A 21499-nucleotide genomic window follows, 5' to 3' on the forward strand; every position below is an offset into this window, starting at 1 on the left:
AATATCCCCATATATCTGATCGCCACAATAAGTTTGTAGCACATTGCTCACTTTCCCATTTCGAAATGGATCGACCAGTTTCACACAGTTTTCAATGAGCCTCTTGCCAGGCATTAACAACTCTTTCTTACCATCATTATTAATGTCTACAAATTGCATACTGCCAGCAAATTTAGGCTGATTTATAAACGCAAAGCTACCATCATCCCCCGCAGGGATTCTGTACCCTCTTGATGCCAGAAAGGCATCAGTACCGAGCGTTATGGATCCAGAAAACTTTACGTTACCCATATTTAATCTGACGACGAGCTCCCCCATTTCCCATCCAAACCAATCGGGTAAACCATCGCCATTAATATCATTGAAATAACTGAAAAATGTATAATCTAATCGGTAGTTAGCAGGAAATCCTGAATAGCTACTCAAATCAAGAGTACTTGTAACAAAATTAACATTGGTTGATGAACTGTAGTTGAGCAAGAAATATTTGGGATTGCCGCCGGGTATACTACCCACAATTTTAGCGTCAATATCTGACACTAAAATATCGGGCAAGCCATTCCCATCAATATCACCGATTACATCAACTAGTTGAGAAGGGTAAAATTTAAAATCTACAGAACTGCGTTTTGTTGCATAAGTCCAGAGCAGCTTCACTGTTTGAAAAGGAATACTTTTATTTCTTGTATGCAAGTACAGTTCCAGTTTGGGCTGACCATTATTATATCGATATAGAATAAGATCGGGCCAACCATCACCATTAAAATCATCACTGCTCAATATCCTGTCAGAATCAACTGACGAAGATACTAAACTTAAATTAGTATCTATAAATATGCTTGAATTATCATTACTATAATTAAACTGTAGCTTTCCATTATAAATACGATGTGCATCACTGATACCATCCTGATCAACATCGATTTCAATACATTCTTGGCTTGCTGTAAGGTAGTTGTAATGGCATGAAAAATTAGAGGTCATGCTATTAGTGCTCACTAATTCTTGCTCTGCACTCGCATTAAATCCAATCCAATCTCGGTTACCATCGCCATCAATATCACCCTGAGATAAAATGTTAATTAACTCTGTTACATTCTGATATTTTGGTGTTCCTCCGATGTTTATTTGCTCTGGAAAACCAATAGCTTGAGTATCTGACCAATCTAAATGAGTCTCTTTAGCCCATTGCCATTGTGAATTAGAGTAAGCTGCATGTCTTATATTAGAAATGAGTGAACGATGAGTTGTTTGGCTAACTAAATGCTCGACTTCATATTTAAACACTGGCTTTGCATCATGATATGAAGTTATGCTTGAAAGTCTTCTTTCTGTAACGATTTTACTGCCTGCTAAATAACTGACACTTCTGTCTGGACGTATCTCATAACTAAACACAACACTACGATCACCAACTTGATTCAGTGTTCCTGTGTAATTTATGTTCTGTAGCAAATGCTCGCCAGCAATGCTGTCGTCATATTTATAATCAATGGTATTGGCACCATTGGAGTAAGACTCCTGGGTCACCTTCCAACTTAATGCTGTGCTTAAACCATTTGGCACAAAGCGACTATTAGCACTTGCCCCATAGGTTGCCTTACTGCCATCAGGCTTATAGGCGGTAAAACTGCTGTTACTGTCATTAATATTGCCATGTTGGATAACCTTGACAAAGGAATCCATCTCAGTGCGATATTCGCTATTGCTTGTGCCATAGGTACCGCTAATGGCAATTAAACGCTGACCGTCAAGACACAACCTATCGGTCGAGGCATTAAAGGTGACCGCACGGGTAAAGGTATCTTGGGCAAAGGTTGCACCACAGCGACTAATGCTTGAGCCAGCATTCAGTGACCAACCCACACCTAAAATGCCATTACCACCCTGGGAGTTATAGCTGAGCGATACTGAAGGTTGAACGCCATTGCGCCCCGGAGGTAAATCGATAGGAATGTGATAACTTGCCTGGCCACCCGAAACGCCAGCTTGCCCCTTAACCGCTGCTGCATTTAAGTCAACAACTTCTGCGGGCTCGATATCGCTACCACCCGCATCGGCAACTGTCACCCGTGATAGGTTTTTCCAATCACTGCCAAGCACGGGCAAACTGACCTGAGTATTGCTGGATAACTTCCAGGCGCTGCACGCCGTTGAGCAAGCCCGCACTTGATATTGATAAGTGCCTGAAGCGAGTCCCGATAAAGTATAACTGGTGGCCGTTCCAGAATACTTAGCGACCCAGACGCCACCGTTAACGCGCTGTTGCAACTCATAACGCGCAGCGCCACTGACGCTCGACCAAGAGATGCTAAAGGCCCCGGTTGCATTGGTTGCAGGAGCAGAGATAGAGGCAGGTGTCGATGGCGTTGTCGGCATCGAAGGGCTGCCAACAATAATAGCGGGGCTATAAGCGCTGCACAATGAGCCTTTGCAGGCATTGATGCGGTAGTAATAACCTGGGAGTGTTTTACCCGATAAATTGATATAGCGAGCACTTGTCCAGCTAGTAGGGCATACCGTACCAGTGACATTATCGAGTGCAGGGGCTAATGCCATTGACATTGATGATACACCATCATCAGCATTACCGAGCCCACTATAAACACTGCCCCATGTGCTACCGTTGGTAGATTCCTGGATATTAACGGCAGTAACTTCACATCCTATACTCCAATGTAATTCGACACTTGACGAAAAACGACTACCGGAAAGAGAAGGTATTTCTATAGGTAAAGGAATGCTCGGCAATACAGGATCAATTTCAACATCAGGTTTTGTCAGCGCCGCCTCACTCGGTGCTCCCACAGAGAACCCAAATAGCAATATAAAAACGGCAAAAGATGAGTTACGGCGCTGTGTCCATAGCGGCAACATGGCATTCCCTTTAGTTCAAGTTCCTATTTTTGTCAAATGACAATACGAAAATAAACACATCTTGGCAACATAGAGTGAACACTTTATTTTACTTTTTAAATCGGGGGAGGGAGGTAATCATGTTCTCTCATCGAGAATGAGTAGATTATTTTTTAAGAGGCATTACCGCTAACCGAATAAATGCCCGGAATCCTTGAGACATTGAAACACATTAGTAAATATAGAGTTTATGTTTTCCTTCAGATCGCGATCCACTAGAACGTGGCAATAGCCAAACAGTAAATATGGCATTAAAACGCATGGACTTTGTGAGCCGGTTTTGATTGAGTCTGCATTCGTGAGCGTAGACTCAAATCAAGTTAGAACAGTTTAACTCTTAGTTTCATCTATCAGCGTGAGTCATAAAGCCTCTCGGCCGTTACCCATAAATCCGATGGATTGCAATTCAGCGCTTGGGCCAGTTTCCACACTGAAGCTATAGATGCCTTCGCTACACCACGTTCAATACTCGATACAAATGATCTGGCAAGTTCAGCCTTATCAGCAAGCCCCTCTTGGTTATAGCCTAGCTCGACGCGGCGTAATTTAACCGCCCGACCAAAAGCCATGCCCATCTTTAACACTTCATCTTCATTCACTAGAGAACCCCAGGATATTGAATACTGGATAATTCTCACGGACACAGGATAGACAAACCACGCTATAAACATTACATTTAGACCTGTATAGTGGTCATATGGCCGTTTTTACATTAAGAACACCCACCGATAGAAAGTAAATGTTTTCTTTCGGAACAAACAGTGTCTTCAAACACGCTAATTAAAAGGAGTTACACATGTCAGTCGTAAAAACCATGTCAATCATAGGAATGGTGTTTTTCCCATTATGCTTAATCCTTGCTTCTGCATTTGCAGAAATCGATCTAGAAGCTTCAGCTGGATGGGGGATCTTTGCCGCCATGTATGGGATTGGTTATTCCATCACTGTTTTTGTTAAAACTAAAAATGCAGCTAATAGCACAATTTAAACATTCAATTAGGCCCCTAGTGTGGATAGGGGCCTCAATCTATTGATTACCAATCAGCTAGTAGCACAGTGCAATACCGTCCATGGTGACGATTAGAGCTAAAAATGCGAATGCCAATTTACAGCAGGCTAAACACAATAAATATTCCATTTAATGGCCATCATCGTTAGCGGTTTATCACTAATTTAAGGTGTATTTAAAATGAAGAAATTGCTTTTTACTTTTGCACTGCTCGGAATGATTAGTGCTTGCAGTGATTCTAAACCGAATGTTGAAATTGAAGTTTACGACAGGGCGGGCTTGTATATGAAATCAATCGAAGTGAAGGTCAAGGCTATTGAAGATGATGTCATAGTAAACGACATCATTGTAAACAGAGGCAACTGTGAAAGCCTTTTCGAGAAAAAAGGTTTTCCCAAACAGCTTAAATTTGGTCAATCTACTTCTGTCTCTTATGGAGGCTCGTGTGATCTAACGCAAGTTGACGTAGTAACCAATAATGGGAGCTGGACAGTTACCTACTGAGTTGACCTTAATCTGATACAGGAGGTGCTAACCCCTTATGCCGCCTAACTAATTAGACGGGAACTTTAGCACCTCAGTACAGGCCATCTTGAAGAGTTAGAAGAACCCTATCCGGAAAAACGCATAACAAAGCCTCAATGAAGAGGCTTAATGCTATAGGATAACGCCAACTAAAAATCGTTAGACTTGGGCTTTTAACTGCAACCAGCCTTGTTCGCTTAAGCGTTCCCATGCTGCAAGAATATGAGCGGGTTTCATTGTAGCCTTTCTCGCATTCCAGCTATGAACCCGCTCAATCAACTCTTCAGCAGACAGTGCAGGATTTGACTCTTGTGTCACAACCCAATGAACCGTTGACAGTAGTTCCATGCCGTTCTGAGACTCATACCCTTCAATTAGCTTAGCCACTTTATCAAAACGCTGCTTAGTCTCTGAGTGTTGCGCTAAGAAACCTAAAGCCTCCTTGGCGGCATCATCTTTGAGATCAATAGGTGTCTCTGGCTTATTCAAACCATCGGCATAACCCGAAATAAAGTGACCTTCCATCTTATCGAGTACGTGACGGAGTACATCAGCGTAAGGCCCATAATGATGTTTTTTAAACACCACCTTATTCAATGGCTCGCCTACCACTGTCAAAAAGTAAACTAACTTTTGCACTTCAAGTAATGACAATCTGTAGCCAAAACCTGTAGATACATAGCGATCGATCAAACCTAAAACTGCTGCTCTGCCAATTGTCATTCGTGGGCGTCGAGTTTGATTAGGCATAAGCTCTGCACTAGGCGCTGTTTGTGGTGGATAAACGCGCCAATCAACATCAGGCAACTCAGCGAGCGAAGTCTGTATTACTTGCTCAACCTCATGCCAGGGCAAACCACCCAATCCACTGCCTAGAGCAGGAATAGCGACTGATTTTAAGCCAAGACGGCGAACTTCAGCTTTAAGGCTCTCCAAACCTGACTCAATATATTCGAGCTTAGATTGGCCTTTCCAGTGCGCTTTAGTAGGGAAATTGATGATATAAAAAGGTGAATTGATTGAATTCAGAGAAACGGGAAGCACAGTACCTGTGATCAACGACTTATCGTCACAGGCTTTTTTGTATACTTTGAAGTTGTCAGGAAAGGCTTTTTTAAATTGCAACGCCAAGCCCTTACCCATCACCCCTACTGTGTTAACAGTATTGATGATTGCATCAGCTTGATCGTGCAATATATTGCCTTTGTGATAAGTAATCATTTTAACCTCTAGTAATACCACTGTGGCCGCACAATAACCTCAGGCTTATGCTGTACAGCTTGTAGTAATACGCTCACTTCTTCTGCTACCGCTTGGGTCTTTACCCCGATTTGTCGGATAGTGTGCCATGCCACAGATTCGAATGCCAAAAATTCGGCCTGCTTCTCCTCTTTAAAGTCTGACCAATAGCGTTCATTAATGATCCGCTCTAAGTCCAATTCATTAATACGAGTGAAATCATCTATTTGTTCGGCATAATCCAAATCTGCATGTATATCGGTAAAAAAGCAATTATCGTTAGTCAGTCGAATGGTCTCGATATCACTGATCAAATGTAATACGCGCTCTTGCCCACCTTGATAGTCATCATGGCCTTTATGGATCACAAATAACATCACGGAGCGAGGGCAAAAATTAAACGGTACATATTGCCCAATACTCCCACCAGCAGCCACATTCACAAGACGAACTAAACGGCGCTGCTTTATATGGCTATAGCCAATATTCTGGTTAACTAAACCAAGTTCAATGCGCTTATGATCGGACCACAAGCATCCTTGGGTAAGAATGCTGAACAGATTATCAATGTGAGTGATATGAGATACTTTGACAGTCATTTTTACCTGCAAATCAATTTATTGGCGTAAACAAAGCACTCTTGCCTTCTTACTCATAAGTCTACTTACTTGGATTTACTCAGTAGCCCAATCAACAAGGCCCCTAATGCAGCACCCGCCACTAAAGTCCCCACTTGAGAATCCTGACTTCCTATTGCATTACTTCTTTGCTGGGCAACAACCCCAAACTGTTCAGCTTCTAACTTTCCTATCGTCGTGCAAACTCGTTGAAATAGCTCTGAAGGACTAATTTTTAAAGCGTCAGCAACAAGAAAGACCTGATCAATAGAGAAGGTCGCCTTACCTCCTTCTAAGCGACTATAACTTGCCTGAGACAAGCCCATTCGATTTGCCACATCAATTTGCTCGATCCCCTTCTCTCGCCGAATGCTACTAACCACAGCTCCCATAACAGCAGAGTAAGTCGTTTGTTCGATATTTGTCATAAGGCTCTTGATTTCCTATGGAAAATACATTTAGTATTTAAATGCGTTAAACGCATACAAATTCTTTTTTTGAAATTAAATTCATTTTAACCACTATAGGAGAGGTTAATGCATAAAGATACAAAAATGATGATAGGTGATCGAGTCTATCGCAGCAAGGGGGCTGTAATGCACGTAGGTGTTATAGTTAGTGAAAATTTAGTGGCACATAACTCGCCAGATAACAATGTGGAAGTGGTATCTATTGAACAATTCGCTCAAGGAAAAGAACTGAAATATCAGCGTTCAACGAAAGTGGACCCTGACGCTTTGCTGAGTCAACTTGAGAAAATCAAAAATCAAAAATGAAAATAAACGTTATTGTCCGTTCAGCTTTAACTGTGAGCACTTCGCTAATAGGCTTCTAGGTGATAACAAAGGTTCTGGGCAACTGCTGGCAGTTGTTGCAATAGGTGCTTTAGGCCTTACAAGTAAAAACAAGTGGCTAGGTTTTTTAGCTGCAGGCTCTGTAGGCTTGGTTCTGTGCAACAGCCTTAGAAGCTATTCAACGACCTAAAGCAAAGAATGTGAGATGTTTGTGATTCGAGAGGCAATACTTCTTGCCTGTAACCCTCTATGTTAAAGACTTCAGTGCCTCTTCGAATTTCAACACTATACGAGAATGCTCCGCGTGACTTCGGGTACGCATTTGGTCTGCCATATTCAGCCATAGATCGATAGCAGCACGGTGCCCAAATTTGTTAGTTTCAGGATCGACCCCCTCCAAATATTTATCAGGGTGTGAAATCAACTCTTCAATTGAAACACGACCTTTTACCTTCAACCGGAAAGCGTCTTGTGACCCATAATCGTAAACAGGCAATCTTTGCCCTTGCGCAACAGGCTCAAGCACTTTGGCTGCTACGTATGAACCATAAACGACCGCATACCTTCTAAGCATAGAAGCCAAATTTGCGGCCAAATAACCTCTACAGTGCCAGTAACAAATACGATCATAATGGACCAATTCAAAACGATATATAGTTCGTTGATTAACCTCTCCCACGGGAACAGATATCACCAATACCCCAGAGTCATCAGGATAAAATAAGTTATTGCAGGTGGGCATGTACAAGGTCGCCCGCAAAGGTATATGTGATTCAAGTGCAATACTTTTTAAATAGGCATCGAATCCTTGAGGATTTTTATAAAAGGAATGCGGCTCGTAAACCACATCACTAGCACAATCCAACCAATCTCTATTGATACCAAAAAGCTGCGCCGCTTTTTCCATCAGATCAGAAGTTAACACCTTAGTGAGTGATTCTGTAGAGTGACAATCGGCAATGCTTAGACCGTGGCCAAAGAAATCGGGAATTTGGCCAGGCTTGACACCGTGGGCATCAAACAAGGCGAGGAAGCGGCTGGCGGGTGTATCCGTCACTGTAGGCCCCAATCTTGCTCTGAACCAAGAAAGGCACTTTTCCATCAGTTGTAAGCCAGCTAAGGTTTCCCCAAGTATCATCATCACTCCTTGATTTATAAATCTAACAACTTAGCAAACGATCCGCTTATGTTCTGCCAAACAAGATCCGATAGAGCTTATTAATCGTGTCGATTTGCTCAAATTGGCTTTACATACCCAACGCAGTTTTAATCATGGTATCTTTTATTGCTCAGGTTGTGGTAATGCGTCGAACAAACCATTGTTACAACAAGCATCCAGAAATGGCTTTTTCAGAAAATTACATTCGGCGTAAGGTTTTTTATCGGTTTGCCGCGCTAAAGTGCGAAGAAAATCAGCAGGCATTCGATCGTCTTCTTTCCACTCATCGAGCACTTGTGTCAGCCAGTACTTGCCATCATTTTCACTGCAGAGCTTGGCTTTGTAGCGCTCTTCAATACCATAGACATCTTTCCAGGTTTCAATTTTCTCGTTGGCAGCCGCGGGGCCGAACGTAATAACTATGTCTTCAGGAGCCAACTTTTCAATGTCTGACGTTCGTAGCGCGATATGGATGTCGATTATATGGGGGGCCGTTGTGTAAGGATAAAAAAAAGCGCGACGATGCACTAAGCGTGTAGGATCTTTTGGTATATATGCAGGATCTTTGCTGGTTTTATAGCTGCTATTGCAATGGTGGCAAGCTGGCATCAAATTCATGAAGTTGATGGAGTTAAACGGGTATATCGCTTTTGGCAGATAGTGATCGTAGGCTTCTCTGGGAATATGGTTTGCCCCCAGTAAATCATTCATGCCGCAAAAGGGACATTTGCCAGCTTTATTTGTTTGTACGAATGTTTGGTAATGGTCATCAATATCACCGATCTTAGCACGCAAAGCTGCAAGATTAAGCAATGATTGAGAATATAACCCTTTGAAGAAGGTGCCTAGAAGGTCGGCTATATCACTATGATTGACAGCTATATCACTGTAGCGGGCGAGATAAGCAGTCGGATCATTGTCACACACTTTCACTAAATCATTATTGCCTTGATACCACAATGTGAATTGTGCGATTTCGGCTGTGCTTAACCTAGCAAATAATCCGTGAATACGTTCAATATTGCCGTAAAAGAAATCAGCTCCTGCGGCATCGGAATATAAAAATGCAGTCATTACTTCTTGTAAGTCGGCATTAGCAGCAAAGAGGTCCAGATCGAATGGACCGTTAGTCGGTGCCTTACACCACACGTGATGGAAAATAAAATCGATAAATTCCTGCATCTTTTCCATTTGATGCGGTACGTAAGTGTAAGCAAAAAGCATTATTGATTTCCCTCTTCGCTATCGTTTGCTTCGCCGTCAAGAATAGCTTTGATCAGCAGCAGCTTTTCAACCGAGTCACCCAATTGCTGATGGATTTCGTTGATCAGCGCTTCATTCTCCTCGCCGCCTTGCTCGAAGCGTTTACGCAAGTCATCTAATATGCCTTTCGCGTAAGCACCGATGGTTTCGCGTTTACCGAAGGTATTCATGGTGATTTTGTTAATCGAGGCACCTAGGGTATTGTATTTGGGGTGAGTGATGCTGACTTTGCGGGTAATTTTATCTTTACTGAATACTAATACCTTTTCTGGCTTACTATCAGAAATCAAAAACGGGGTATGGGTGGTGATCAGCATTTCCTGACTTGTATCAGCATCTTTAGGGAAGCACCGCCGCAGTCGGCTGATAAAGTTGGCGCGCCAGTCGGGATTAAAGTGGGTTTCGGGCTCATCCAACAAAAACAGGCTGTTGGTATTGCGAAACAGCAGGCACAGGCCAAGGCTGTGTAATAACTGGTGTTCGCCATCGGATAATTCTTTGAGCATTAAAGGTTCATCACATCCGACCTTACTAAAGCGCACAAACTTAAAACGCATTATGCGTTGGTCCGATGCCAGAGTTGGAATTGTTTCGCTCACATAGTGGCTATTGCTCTGGTACAAATCTGCCTTGATCGCATCGCCTACCGTGTACAAATTCAAGGTGAGCAATACCTGAAACGCTTGGAATAGCGATAGCGGATCGTTACTGAAATTTTCTCTAAAAGCTTGCTTGGTCGCTTCATTTACCCAGTAATCCAATATCAAACTATCGCTGGTGTCATCCTCGAAACTCAGCGTTGCGCAGCGCTTCAGTGCACTGATCATGCGCGACGATTTTTCATCGCCTTCTAAAAGCTGCAAAAGATTCAAGCGGTAACGGGTGTTGCCCAGCTCATCTTCTTCGGCAGTCAGTGCCGGGTGGTCTTTGATGATGCTTTCCAACGTTTGTGGCTGACTTTCATTGTTGCTGACAAAGCTTTCAAGCTGTTCTGGCGTTAGCAAAATAGTGCGACGCAGAATAATGCGGAATTCTTTCAGCGACTCTATGCCGACATCCTCACGAAAGGGCTGCAGGGTTGCTTCTTCCTGAAACAGCAAATTGCACAGCAATATGGCCTGACTGAAACTGTTATCCAGATACGCCATGCGGGCTTCCGGATAACCTGGGTAAGGCAATTGCTGGCTTAGGGCATTCCAGTATTCATCAAACTGGATAAAGCGCATTTTAAAAAATGGCAGGCTTAAGATTTCGTTTTCGCCGGAGGAATAACCTAGTACGTATTGCGGCAAGATAATGTCGGCGTAGCCGCTGCCAAATACTTCATTGATATTGGTATCAAAATCGCCCTGGTTTTCCCACATAAAGCGAACCGTTTCACCATCATTTTTCCAAACCTTGACTTTTGCCCATTCTGGGCTGTCTTGGCGACGATATTCTTTAGGTACACGAATCAGATAGCCTAATTCAAAGGCTGAGGGTGAAAGATCTTGTTCGTAATTTTGCAGGGCTTCGGGTAAAAAGCTGCGCCTTACTCGTTGAATTTCAAGTTGATAGAAAATCGCACCCAATACTTCCAGTAAGTTGGATTTACCACTGCCATTGGGTCCGGCGCAAACGAAGGGCGCAAAGCCTTCGCTATTCGCCAGCTCTTCCTGCAGTGTCCATTCACTGCGAAAGTGATGTTCAAAGCCACAGGGCAAACTGCGAAAGCCGTTAGGGTCGGTGATTTTCAGGCGCAGCAGTTTCATGCAGACTTTCCCTTAGTTAATCGAAGGCGATTATTTCCTTCATCCATGCTCTGGCTTAACTTGTCTGATGCTAATGCGTCGAAAACCCAGTTTTTAACGATGTCGTAATCGCTTGCACCCAGCTCAAATTCGTTATCTGGGTGCAACTCAGCAATACGAGTTTGTGCTGCAGCTAAAAACCTATAGGTAGAAAATTCCGCTGTACCGATTTGCAGGCAATAACTTTCCAGCCACTCGCACAGCAAACGGTCGCGTAGCGACGTATTCGTTAGCGCCTCTAGCAGATAATCGGTTTCGGGCAGGTTGATGGCAGTACCTTCAGTTTGGGGCATTTCAGCCTGTTCCAAAGAGTTAGTTTCTTCGGCATCGACCTGAACATCCGGCAAAGGCACCCGCGATAAATCCAGCTCACCTTTGAACGCTTGTTGGCTGAGAGTGCCGTAGAGGCTTTCCAGATCGTTCAAATTTTGCTGGTAGCGTGATTTTAGGACCTCAACGTTTTCGACGATGGTGGCAAATTGGTTTTGGAGTTCAATTGGGGGGATGACAGTTGGGAAATTCTTCAGTTGTGTAGAGTTAATTGACGCGATCCCGGTTGTTTGTTTCGCCGACTTTAGAAAATAAGATTTTCCATAACGAGAACCGATGAGAGCGCTCAAATAGTACGAATTTAACTCTGAAAAGTTATTGATTCGGACACGAAAAATATGATTCTGATGGATACATTTTTCAATCTGGTTTTCCCAAACTGAACCCCTTCCAAGTTTGTCAGGATCACCACCTTCAGTGAGCAACAAGTCGCCAAACCGAAGCTGATATTGTCCAAACTCCTTCTCAGTAACCGAGATGGTTTTTATTTCATCAAGCACGAAGTGACCGTCTTGCACATTTGCAACACGCATATACGGGACTTCAATCAATTCATCAGTTTTGTACTTTTTCCCTTTGGTAACACCTGATACCACCTCGGTATACACTGCTAGCTTATCAACCGACCATTTCGCATAGGTTTGATCGCGAAACCCAAACATCTCCAAAAACACGCTTTTCAGCAGGTCGTCGAGTTGTTGCAGGTGTTGTTTGCGTTGGGCGATTAGCCCTTCCACTTTGCCGAGCAGATGGGCAATGCGGATTTGGTCGTTGAGGGGTAGAACGGGAATATTAAACTGCGTTAAATCCGATTTGTTGAATCCAGCTTGTGCTGCTCTCGCACCAATAGTTGTTATAAAATTTTGAAAAGACGGAGATCTCAGCAAGCAAAGAAGAAATTTTTTGCTCAAGAGCTTTTCATTCGGAATTGTCTTTACTATTGCAACGTTATACGCACCACTTAGGCCAGTGAGAATTTTTCCAATGGACGCGCCATATCGACCAATCAAAACATCATCTGAACTGCATGTTTTTAACTTCTTTGAATTTTTTACAAATTCAGGAGTTGTGCGGTCGGATTGGGTGAAATCACGTATTTGTAACATGCGAATATATCCATCCAATGGCTTGTCAGACCATTCGTTTTTTGGGGGCTGTGTGCCTCCTTGGAAATCGCAAAGTTCTGTTATCGGTAAAAATTTCAAACCACCATCCCCTTTAGCTCTAACAACTCCCGCACAATCCCGCTTTGCACCTTGGCTAAATCTGCGTCTTCCACATCGCCCACTTCCGCCTGAATCAGGCGATCTAAAATCACGTCGGGCGCATCGTAGTGCACCTCTTCAAACACATCCTCTTTGTAACGGCTCAGTGACAGATCATAGTCTTCGGCTTCAATCTCGCGGCGCGGCACCATAAAGTATTTAGCGGTGCGGTCGGTGTCGGTGATAACACTGCGGGCATGAAATTTGGCGACAATATCTTGTAGGTCACCGAAACCTTCTTGCTTTGTACGTTTGTCATCAAGCGAATAGCCATCGGCGGCCATTTCATAAAACCACACCTGCTGAGTAGCAGGTTTATCCACCTTGTCTTTTGGCCCCCAGACTTTGGTGAATAACAAGATGGCAGTGCTGACCCCTGCATAAGGCTTAAATACGCCACTGGGCAGGGTGATCACCGCTTCCAAATCACAGCGGTCCACTAAGATTTTGCGTAAATCCTTAAAGGCTTTGCCGGAACCAAACAGCACACCCTGCGGCACAATCACCCCGGCGGTGCCGCCTTTTTTAAGCAGTCGGTAGATGTTTTCGACAAACAGCAGTTCTGATTTGGTAGTAGAAAGCTGCAGGTTTTCGTTGATGTCGCCTTTATCTATGCTGCCGGTAAAGGGCGGGTTGGCCATGATGATGTCGTATTCGGCTTCCTGCGTATAACTTTTGCTTAAAGTGTCTTTGTAATCGATATTGGGCTCGTCAATGCCGTGCATCATCAGGTTCATTAAACCTAAGCGCACCATGGTTTGATCAATGTCATATCCCCAAAGTGAAGCACTTAAGATGGCTTGGGCCTTTTCAGTAAGGCCGCAGCAACTGAGGTGCGAACGAAGCCATCTTCATCAGGTATGAGGTTTTTTGAACCCGCCTTTTTAGCAAGATCAGTCACAATGTACTGATATGCACCCAGCAAAAAACCTCCGGAGCCACAGGCCGGATCGGCAATCTTGTTGCCAAGTTGTGGCTGAACGAGATCTGCCACCAGCTTGATGATGTGACGTGGAGTACGGAACTGGCCATTTTTCCCAGCTGTGGCAATTTCAGAGAGTAAGAATTCATAGACATCACCCTGGATATCCTGAAAAGCTTGGCCTTTTTCATTGGAATCAAGTTCCATCACCTCGAAAATTTCATCGATAGTTTTGACCGCTTCTACCAATAATGCCGGTTTAGGAATAATAAACACGGCGTTTCTCATATGGTGAGTGAAGTTACTTTCTGACCCGTTTAAGTCTTTTAAGTACGGGAATACTTTGCCTTGCACATGCTGAAGCATGTCTTCAGCCTGCATGTGCTTAAACTCACTCCAGCGAAGAGTGCGTTTTTCAATTTGATACTTTTTTTCGTCTTCTAGCTTTTTAGCCCAATCTTCTTCGGTATCCTGATCCTCTCTTCGGGCTCTATACTCTGGAGGTATCCAGGTGCCGTCAAATTTTGATATATATTTTTCATCCACCCACGCAGCATCATATTGACGTTTTAAATCAAGCTCATCGAGGCGCTTCATAAACAGTAGGTAGGTGATTTGCTCGATGGCAGTAAGCGGGTTGCTAATACCACCACTCCAGAACTTATTCCAAAGCTGCTCGATTTTGCTTTTGAGTTCGGGGTTGTTTTGTAACATGAGTTTACCTTTATCAGGCCGCCAGCATCTGTGCTAACTGCAGAATGTCATTAATTTCATTTGGGCTGAAAACCCCGCGAATACCCTGTGGGTGTAGCACGGTGAAAGGGGCTTTAATGAGATCTTTCTTGTCAATTTTTTCGCGCTCAATGATAAAATTTTTCAGCAAATTTAAAAACTCCAACTGACGGCTATTTAGCGTATTATGCGCTCGAATAAACTGCTCAAACGCAGTGTGGACCTCATCAGGAAAGCTTTTCAGCACCTCAATGCCGAGAATGTGACGAATAAACTGCAAAAATCGCGCTTTGCGGTTTTTATACACCTGGCGCAGCAGGTCTTCAGTGATGTGTGGACGTTCTTCGTGTAGTAGCTCAGCCAACTGATGGGTTTCATCAACGTTTACTGCTTCGCCGTTTTTGATCTTTTTAAGCACCGGATGATGTTCTGTCAGTTCGGCAATTAAGTTCTCTATCATCTCACGGTAGCGCGAAACACTCACGGCTTCATTATCTGGGCCAAATTCCACCCATTCTTTTTTATGCAGTTCATCAACTAAATCGAGGTGAGTTTGTTGTTGCCCGGTGCTTTGCTCACGGAATTTCATCAAGGGGCCTAGTTTGATGCACAACTCATCAAAGCAGTCTTCGTCGGCCTTGTTCCAATACAGTGAAGTTTGTGCGGTCCGGACCAGTTCTTCTTCGAGTTTGACAAAGGGCACCGAAAGTGGCAGCTCGCTGATTTGCTCAATGATACCCTCTTTAAGGGTTTCGGCTTGTTGTTTTTCTTCCTGCAAAATTGCTAACGAGTATTCCAGAATATCTCGTTCAAAGCGCATCGCCTTGAAATCCGCTTCAGATACGGTGCGAAATAGCGGTTTTATCTCAGCCCGCAAAAATTCGAGCTTGTCGTGGTTAAGGGTTAGCCAGAAGTTTTCATCTTCAAGGCGGGCAAGTACAGCTGCGGCTTCTTTAATGACCACAGAATTCTGCGGTAAAGCGGCAATTTGCTTGCGTAGCTTGGTGACTTCACGCACGGCGGTATCGATATTCCCCCTGTCGTTAGCAGCTTCGATTTTATCCAAACGCAAGCCTACTAACTTAACTGGTAGAGGCAGCTGGGGCTTGAGCTCTTTGCCCTTGGGGTTAAGCTTGAAGTATTCGAAGTTATCCCAACAGTCGAGGATCAAAAATACGTCTTTATCGAGGCACCAGGGCTTGGGCTTGCTGGTTTCCAACAAGCGGGTACCACGCCCAACCATTTGCCAGAACTTGGTGTAGGAGTAAACGGGTTTGGCAAAGACGAGATTAACGATTTCGCGCACGTCGATGCCTGTATCTAGCATATCCACACTGATGGCAATGCGCGGCATGTCGTTATTGGTGAACTGGTCGAGCAAGCCACCTTTACCGTAAACGCGCGGGTCATCCGACACCAATACCTTAGCCAGCTCGCCGTGGTATTGCGGGTAGAGCTTGTCGAAGATTTCTTCGATGCGCCGAGCGTGGGCTTTGGTGGCGCAGAAAAAGATGGTTTTGCCGGGCAGTACGCCGTTGGTATCCTTGATGGCTTCTTCCATAAACTCGCGCACGATCAGGGCGTTGGTGCCCTTGTTGATTACCTGTTTTTCCAGCTGTGTACCTTCGAAGTTGATATCTTCGATTTCTTTACCCTGCAGGATCAACTTTTTCTGGTCTTCTAATGAGATAGTGCGCTTGCTGATGCCTTCCATCTGAAACTTAGTCTGGATTTTCATGACCTGAAAATTACTGAGGTAAGGCGGTGCGTTGTTGACTGCCTCTTCGTAGGTGTAGGCAAAGGTTGGGATGCCATCTTCGCAGTGAAACAGCTCAAAGGTGTTGTGGTCGATAATGTCCGTAGGTGTGGCGGTTAAACCAAGTGTGATAGTTTTGAAATAACTGAGCACCTCGCCAAAGGTGTTGTAGATGGAGCGATGGCTTTCGTCGACCACGATGAAATCAAAAAAATGCGGTGATAAGTGCTGTGATTCGTCGCGGATGATATTGAGCATGGTGGGGTAAGTGGCCACGTAAACCCGCCGATCTTTAGCAATGAGCTTTTCACCCACGTTAGGCCAGCGTGGTTCGTTAGGCATATGCTCTTTAAAAGCGGCCAGTGCCTGTTCGCGCAAAGCGATACGATCAACTAAAAACAAGACTTTTTCAGCATGACACGCGCGCATCAGTGCATCGGAAAGGGCGATGCAGGTGCGGGTTTTACCAGTGCCGGTTGCCATCACCAACAAGAAATCGCGCTGCTTTTTTTCGATGCCTTCAAGCACGGAGCGAATGGCACGGATCTGATAATCACGGCCTGCAATAGAAGTATTAATAAATTCGTGCGTGAGCGGTTTGCGATTACGACGGATATAGGCGAAGCGCTCTAAGTCATCGCGCGAGGGAAAACCGACCACTTTACGCGGCGCGGCATTTTCAAGATCCCAGAAGTAGAGTTCGTGTCCATTGGTATAAAAGCAAAATGGCAGTTCACCTCCCCACTGTTTTTGAATGTTATAACAATATTGTTTAGCTTGCTCGCGACCAATAGCAGCATCTTTTGAAGTTTTCTTTGCTTCGACTACAGCCAACGGTTTACCGTCTTTTCCGAGTAAAACGTAATCACTAAATTGGTGTCCTTCGAACCTAGAGCGGGGCTCAGAGACTCCTTCTGGCAGTTCGGTTACAATATCAAACTCCTGAATAACTGCAGTCGGATCATCAATATTCCAGCCTGCAAGCAGAAGCTGTTTATCAATAAGCTCTATACGTGTTTGCTTTTCCGATCCAGTCATATCCAAGCCTGCTTTATTTCATATATGTTTTCAGCATGTTATCGAGCGTAATTTGTTAGCTAGATAGCTCACTCTTCTGCAAAGTAATCTGAATCGATTGCCTTAACGGCATACAATTCGCGAGTCGAAACACCAACATTGTGCTCTATCATCAGGGCTGCCAGTTCATGGCCATCAATCAGCACGATGCGTTTTTCAATACGGGTAACAAAATCACGGGCGTCTTTACTGAAATTTGAGGTAGTAATAAATACCCCTTTGCGGGCGCGGTGCATGTCGAGCGCACCAGCAAAGGCTTGAATATCTGGCCTACCGACTGTGTTATCGCGATAGCGTTTGGCTTGCAGGTAGATGGAGTCTAGCCCGAGCTTATCCTCTTTGATGATACCATCTACACCACCGTCACTGCTGTATTGAGTTGCTTGACCAGCATCCTTTTGACTGCCGCCGTACCCCATGGCTAACATTAAATCGACCACCAGCTGTTCGAAAAACTTAGGCGATAATGTGTGGATTTGTTCAATCAATTCATCGGCAAGGGCTGAATTAAGGGCGGTAAAGGCGATATCGATTAACTCTGTAGGAGTTTGAGCTTCATCATGTTGATGAGTTAACCCTTTGCCACGACTTCTGTTAACTTCAGAGGATGCTTTGTTGGTAGTCGATGGCTCATTGCTGGTACTTAAGAAGCGATTAAAGTCTTCAAATTGTGCAAGGTAGTGGTTATCAATCGGCTTTCCACTAGCCAGAGCTTCCCGACCTCCTTGGGTAATTTGACAAACACCGCGTTTGGGCTGACTAATAAGTCCGGCTTTAACCATATAGGTTTTGGCCCAGCCAACCCGACTTCTAACATATGTGGTTTTGCCACTCGGAATTGTTCGAGCTAACTGCTCAGCGGTAAAACCATAATGGTTAGCAACAGCGAGGTACATCTGCTGGAGTGTTTTAACCTCTCCATCCGCCAGCACCTTAAGCACTGCAGGCATCATCTCTTCATAGCTTGGAATTGTATCGACCATCCCTGTGCCTCACCTCTTATTATTCTTGTGGCAAATCTTGTAGCAAAAACTGCAACGGTAACCGCCTAAAAGCTTTCAAATATCATGTTCAAAGCAGATTTATTAAGCGATTAGACCATTTAGATTGATGCAAATAATTTTTAGGATTGTGTCAGAAAAGATCCATCTAATCCAGTGAGATAGCACACAGTCTTTGTACCAAGCTGTCACGCTGTTGGGCGGCATTATCCCTTGGAGTATCTTCAAAGCCTCCGCAGGTTTTCTTGGCAGGTGATTTGACTATGTAACTACGTTCTCTTCGTCTTTTGAAGCATAACTGGAGTTAAACGCTTTGAAGGCGAAGAACTAAGGGATGGAGTATCCACCCCTTGAGTTGATCATCAGGGCGACAAGACAGGCGCATGCCGGTGAGGGCGATGCGCTTGTCTATATGTCAAGTTATTGCCCTGCTTGAATAGTTAATCATTCAAGTACTTAATTCATCGTGACAGAAAGTGTTGTAACTAAGTAAGCTCTGAATTTTGCCCTTACCCTAGCTTTTTTCGGTCGTTCCCTTGGTTTAGTTAGGTTATTTTTAGTTATTGCTTATAGGATTACTTATAGAGGGATTCAGCCAAGAAAAAGCATTTCAATCTAGTAATGGCGGACAACTCTTAGCCTTTGAAGGCGGGAGGTTGTAAGGGATATTCTGAAGTTAATTAATGTGCAGTAAAACGGATGTTGATATGGGCTTAAACGGTTGCACTTTGGGCATCTCGCTCCTCTATTCTTGTTAAAATCCATTCTTGCACTTCACTTTCTACCCAAGCGGCAGCTCGGCTACCGAGTGACACCGGTCTGGGAAATGTTCCTTCTGCGATGTACTTGTAGATAGTGGAACGCGCTAGTCCTGTGTAATCCATAACTTTTGTAAGGCGAATTAGTTTCATGATGAGTTTCTCGGTTATTGTCTCATTACATATGTCCTTCGAGTAATTTTTAACTTTTTCCTTATTTCCAAATCTTTTCAGATATATATCACTCCTGTGCATAAGCCCATTAACACTTTCCAGGAGCCTGATATGTCAACAAAACCTATGCACACCAGAACTACCATTCGACCTGTGACGCTATGGCCGCCCTCGGATGATGTCATCCTCGCTTCAGCCGCCAATATCATTGCCGAACGTTATGTAAAGAAAGATGCCTATACCAACCCTCAAGCCACTAAGGATTTCTTAACTTACAAACTGGGCGGCTATGAGCGGGAGGTGTTTGCGGTGATGCTGCTCGATAACCAACATCAATTACTCGAGTTTAAAGAGTTGTTCTTTGGCACTTTAGATGCCGCCAGTGTCTATCCTCGAGAAGTGGTTAAAGCGGTATTGGCCATCAATGCAGCAGCGGTGATCTTTGCCCATAACCACCCGTCTGGCGAGTCTGAACCTTCGGCTGCAGATAAGAACATCACTCAACGGTTAACCGATGCATTAGCGCTTATCGATGTGCGCGTGCTTGACCATATAGTGGTTGGCCGCACGCCAGTGTCCTTTGCTGAGCGCGGCTTACTTTAGCCAGCGTTTAAACCTGCCACGCTAAATCAAGGAGTCCATCATGATTGAATTTACCGATAGTTTTTCACAGGCCTGTGTTGCCGAGGCCTGCGCCGCGTTTCCTGAACTGCGTAACCGCTTAGCGGTTGAGCTGATTTTGCCGATGTTTGTGCGGCCGCTCAATGCCATGGGCCAAGTGATTGGCAAGCCGATTGTGGCACCTAATCCAAAGCTGCATAAAACCGTATTGAGTGTATTTCACCGTGATGTGGTTGAACACTTACCCAAGGAGATTGCCTTTTGCCGCTATGTTTGCCCCTGTGATAGTTATGGGGTGCCTATAGGTGAATGGCAGCGGGTGATCAACGGGGTGTACTTTAACCATGGCAGCAATGAGCAGCCCAATTGGAGTGTGCATACCTAAAGACTGTTACCTTTCCTGCATCCACTCCGTTAGTAAGCTGTATTCACCGCTTGTACTCGCCTAGGCATTTATCACCGCTCCCGCTAGTCCGCTAACAAGCATCCCACTCCCTTAGTTTCATCCTTCAACCATCGAGGTCACTATGACAACGCTAAAACTTTTCGATATTGAACACGCCTGGGGCTTGCCCCGTAAAGTATCTCCCCGCTTTGGCGCGAGGCTGATTTTGCGCGGTCAGCACTTGGATTATCTCCATGACCGTTCAAGCTTTGTCGGTGAATTTCCATCAGCAATTAGACAACCATTTGTCGAGGCCTTTCCCGCCATGGTTAAACAGCTTGAACGGCTGGTGGCCACCGGCGAGATTGATGCCACTGAGCAGCACTGCGTCACCATTGAGCACGCTGGTTTTACCTGTGAGGCCGACACACTTGGCAGCCACGGTTATTTGTATATTGCGATTTATCAAACCGCTGACAAACCACAATCCGCATTAACATTTGCCCCTTCGATAACCTTGTAACACCAAAGCGCATCCTAATACCTCATCACGCTCCATCAGACTCGTTTCACGCAATTTTTACCCCACCAGCAAACACAGCAAGAGCCTAGGAGTTTTAGCTCCTAGGCTCTTGCGTGTGCGCGTAAATCAAAGAAGGAATATCCCATGAAATTAATCATTAACCGTAACCAACTGCCAGCGATGCCTAATCGTTTTTACCAAGTCATTGAAAAGGAACTAGCTAACGTAGATCCAAAAGATGCCAACGCGATCACGCTCAATTTTAGAGATCCAGATTACAGCGCCGAAGATGGTGGCTTTCATCCCGTCGAAGTCCGGCTTGAGAAACAACAAGATCACTGGCGTTTAGTTTACGTCACCGACTTTGCTTTTCGCGGCCATCCCTTCCCTGAGCTGGTTAAAGACATCGATATCTGCTTTAACAGCAAGCAGGTCTATAGCCTGTTTAGCGGCTGGATTGGCGAGCGGGAATGCATAGCATTAATCGATTTATTTACCCAAAACTTTGCCACTTATTTCGATATGGGAGTTTACAAGGTGAAGGTCAGTTTGGATTAAACCACTTAGCCAAATCAAGTTCCCAGAATCCTAAAACGGGAACACTCAAACCCTTATCCCATGCGGCTTTCAACAACACAAGTGC

21 protein-coding genes are annotated in these 21499 nt (G+C 44.4%); 7 read left to right on the top strand and 14 right to left on the bottom strand.

All coding sequences use genetic code 11. The features are described 5' to 3' along the window. Together L2744_RS18200 and L2744_RS18205 are read right to left on the bottom strand one after the other, a co-directional pair. Window positions 1-2877, bottom strand: a 2877-nt coding sequence (locus L2744_RS18200; protein ID WP_248993231.1) for a SpvB/TcaC N-terminal domain-containing protein, incomplete at its 3' end; no start/stop codon positions are given. Window positions 2878-3266: 389 nt separating this feature from the next. Beyond that, window positions 3267-3515 carry a helix-turn-helix transcriptional regulator gene (locus tag L2744_RS18205; protein ID WP_007651316.1) on the bottom strand — a complete coding sequence of 83 codons (249 nt, stop codon included), beginning with the start codon at window positions 3513-3515 and terminating at the stop codon, window positions 3267-3269. A gap of 197 nt (window positions 3516-3712) precedes the next feature. On the opposite strand from L2744_RS18205, the gene L2744_RS18210 reads away from it, so the two are divergent. Beyond that, the gene (locus L2744_RS18210; protein WP_007651320.1) at window positions 3713-3904 is read left to right on the top strand and encodes a hypothetical protein; all 192 of its coding nucleotides are present in this window, start codon (window positions 3713-3715) and stop codon (window positions 3902-3904) included. 201 nt (window positions 3905-4105) lie between these two features. Then, a complete protein-coding gene (locus L2744_RS18215) occupies window positions 4106-4429 on the top strand; it encodes a hypothetical protein (RefSeq protein ID WP_198781892.1) in 324 nt (107 codons plus the stop codon). A 180-nt stretch (window positions 4430-4609) separates the two neighbouring features. Here the strand turns inward: L2744_RS18215 and darG are convergent, their stop codons facing one another. The 3 genes from darG to L2744_RS18230 form a co-directional block, all read right to left on the bottom strand. Further along, a complete protein-coding gene (gene darG, locus L2744_RS18220) occupies window positions 4610-5671 on the bottom strand; it encodes a type II toxin-antitoxin system antitoxin DNA ADP-ribosyl glycohydrolase DarG (protein WP_198781893.1) in 1062 nt (353 codons plus the stop codon). Between the two features lie 8 nt (window positions 5672-5679). Then, window positions 5680-6288, bottom strand: coding sequence for a type II toxin-antitoxin system toxin DNA ADP-ribosyl transferase DarT (gene darT, locus L2744_RS18225; RefSeq protein ID WP_198781894.1), 609 nt, complete (start codon window positions 6286-6288; stop codon window positions 5680-5682). A gap of 65 nt (window positions 6289-6353) precedes the next feature. Next, entirely contained in the window at window positions 6354-6734 is a 381-nt protein-coding gene (locus L2744_RS18230; protein WP_007651325.1) for a helix-turn-helix domain-containing protein, read from the bottom strand. Window positions 6735-6842: 108 nt separating this feature from the next. On the opposite strand from L2744_RS18230, the gene L2744_RS18235 reads away from it, so the two are divergent. After that, window positions 6843-7082 carry a hypothetical protein gene (locus L2744_RS18235; protein ID WP_248993232.1) on the top strand — a complete coding sequence of 80 codons (240 nt, stop codon included), beginning with the start codon at window positions 6843-6845 and terminating at the stop codon, window positions 7080-7082. Between the two features lie 265 nt (window positions 7083-7347). Here L2744_RS18235 and L2744_RS18240 read toward each other — a convergent pair whose 3' ends face one another. From L2744_RS18240 to L2744_RS18280, 9 genes are all read right to left on the bottom strand, one after another. Continuing rightward, window positions 7348-8241, bottom strand: coding sequence for a hypothetical protein (locus L2744_RS18240; protein ID WP_198781896.1), 894 nt, complete (start codon window positions 8239-8241; stop codon window positions 7348-7350). A 141-nt stretch (window positions 8242-8382) separates the two neighbouring features. Beyond that, entirely contained in the window at window positions 8383-9483 is a 1101-nt protein-coding gene (locus tag L2744_RS18245) for an HNH endonuclease (protein ID WP_198781897.1), read from the bottom strand. Next, window positions 9483-11273, bottom strand: a complete 1791-nt coding sequence (locus L2744_RS18250; RefSeq protein WP_248993233.1) for a restriction system-associated AAA family ATPase — start codon at window positions 11271-11273, stop codon at window positions 9483-9485. The genes L2744_RS18245 and L2744_RS18250 overlap by 1 nt, the downstream gene beginning before the upstream one ends. Next, window positions 11270-12847: a restriction endonuclease subunit S gene (locus tag L2744_RS18255; protein ID WP_248993234.1), complete on the bottom strand. Its 1578-nt coding sequence runs from the start codon at window positions 12845-12847 to the stop codon at window positions 11270-11272. The genes L2744_RS18250 and L2744_RS18255 overlap by 4 nt, the downstream gene beginning before the upstream one ends. After that, window positions 12844-13704, bottom strand: a complete 861-nt coding sequence (locus L2744_RS18260; protein ID WP_376711958.1) for an HsdM family class I SAM-dependent methyltransferase — start codon at window positions 13702-13704, stop codon at window positions 12844-12846. Before L2744_RS18260 ends, L2744_RS18255 begins: the two co-directional genes overlap by 4 nt. Further along, window positions 13698-14543, bottom strand: coding sequence for a type I restriction-modification system subunit M (locus L2744_RS18265; protein ID WP_248993236.1), 846 nt, complete (start codon window positions 14541-14543; stop codon window positions 13698-13700). Before L2744_RS18265 ends, L2744_RS18260 begins: the two co-directional genes overlap by 7 nt. A 13-nt stretch (window positions 14544-14556) precedes the next feature. Continuing rightward, window positions 14557-17355 carry a type I restriction endonuclease subunit R gene (locus L2744_RS18270; protein ID WP_248993237.1) on the bottom strand — a complete coding sequence of 933 codons (2799 nt, stop codon included), beginning with the start codon at window positions 17353-17355 and terminating at the stop codon, window positions 14557-14559. 68 nt (window positions 17356-17423) lie between these two features. Then, window positions 17424-18377 carry a restriction endonuclease gene (locus tag L2744_RS18275; RefSeq protein ID WP_248993238.1) on the bottom strand — a complete coding sequence of 318 codons (954 nt, stop codon included), beginning with the start codon at window positions 18375-18377 and terminating at the stop codon, window positions 17424-17426. Between the two features lie 731 nt (window positions 18378-19108). Continuing rightward, window positions 19109-19306: a helix-turn-helix transcriptional regulator gene (locus L2744_RS18280; RefSeq protein WP_037459496.1), complete on the bottom strand. Its 198-nt coding sequence runs from the start codon at window positions 19304-19306 to the stop codon at window positions 19109-19111. Window positions 19307-19438: 132 nt separating this feature from the next. Here L2744_RS18280 and radC point away from each other — a divergent pair, with 132 nt between their 5' ends. From radC to L2744_RS18300, 4 genes are all read left to right on the top strand, one after another. After that, entirely contained in the window at window positions 19439-19930 is a 492-nt protein-coding gene (radC, locus tag L2744_RS18285) for a RadC family protein (protein ID WP_376711957.1), read from the top strand. 40 nt (window positions 19931-19970) lie between these two features. Beyond that, the gene (locus L2744_RS18290; protein ID WP_011920075.1) at window positions 19971-20333 is read left to right on the top strand and encodes a hypothetical protein; all 363 of its coding nucleotides are present in this window, start codon (window positions 19971-19973) and stop codon (window positions 20331-20333) included. A gap of 142 nt (window positions 20334-20475) precedes the next feature. Beyond that, window positions 20476-20856, top strand: coding sequence for a type IV toxin-antitoxin system YeeU family antitoxin (locus L2744_RS18295; RefSeq protein WP_198781903.1), 381 nt, complete (start codon window positions 20476-20478; stop codon window positions 20854-20856). Window positions 20857-21000: 144 nt separating this feature from the next. Continuing rightward, window positions 21001-21414 carry a DUF2787 domain-containing protein gene (locus L2744_RS18300; protein WP_198781904.1) on the top strand — a complete coding sequence of 138 codons (414 nt, stop codon included), beginning with the start codon at window positions 21001-21003 and terminating at the stop codon, window positions 21412-21414. The last annotated feature ends 85 nt before the right edge of the window (window positions 21415-21499 follow it).

Origin of the sequence: Shewanella profunda, from assembly GCF_023283765.1 — a bacterium.
Lineage (GTDB): Bacteria > Pseudomonadota > Gammaproteobacteria > Enterobacterales > Shewanellaceae > Shewanella > Shewanella profunda.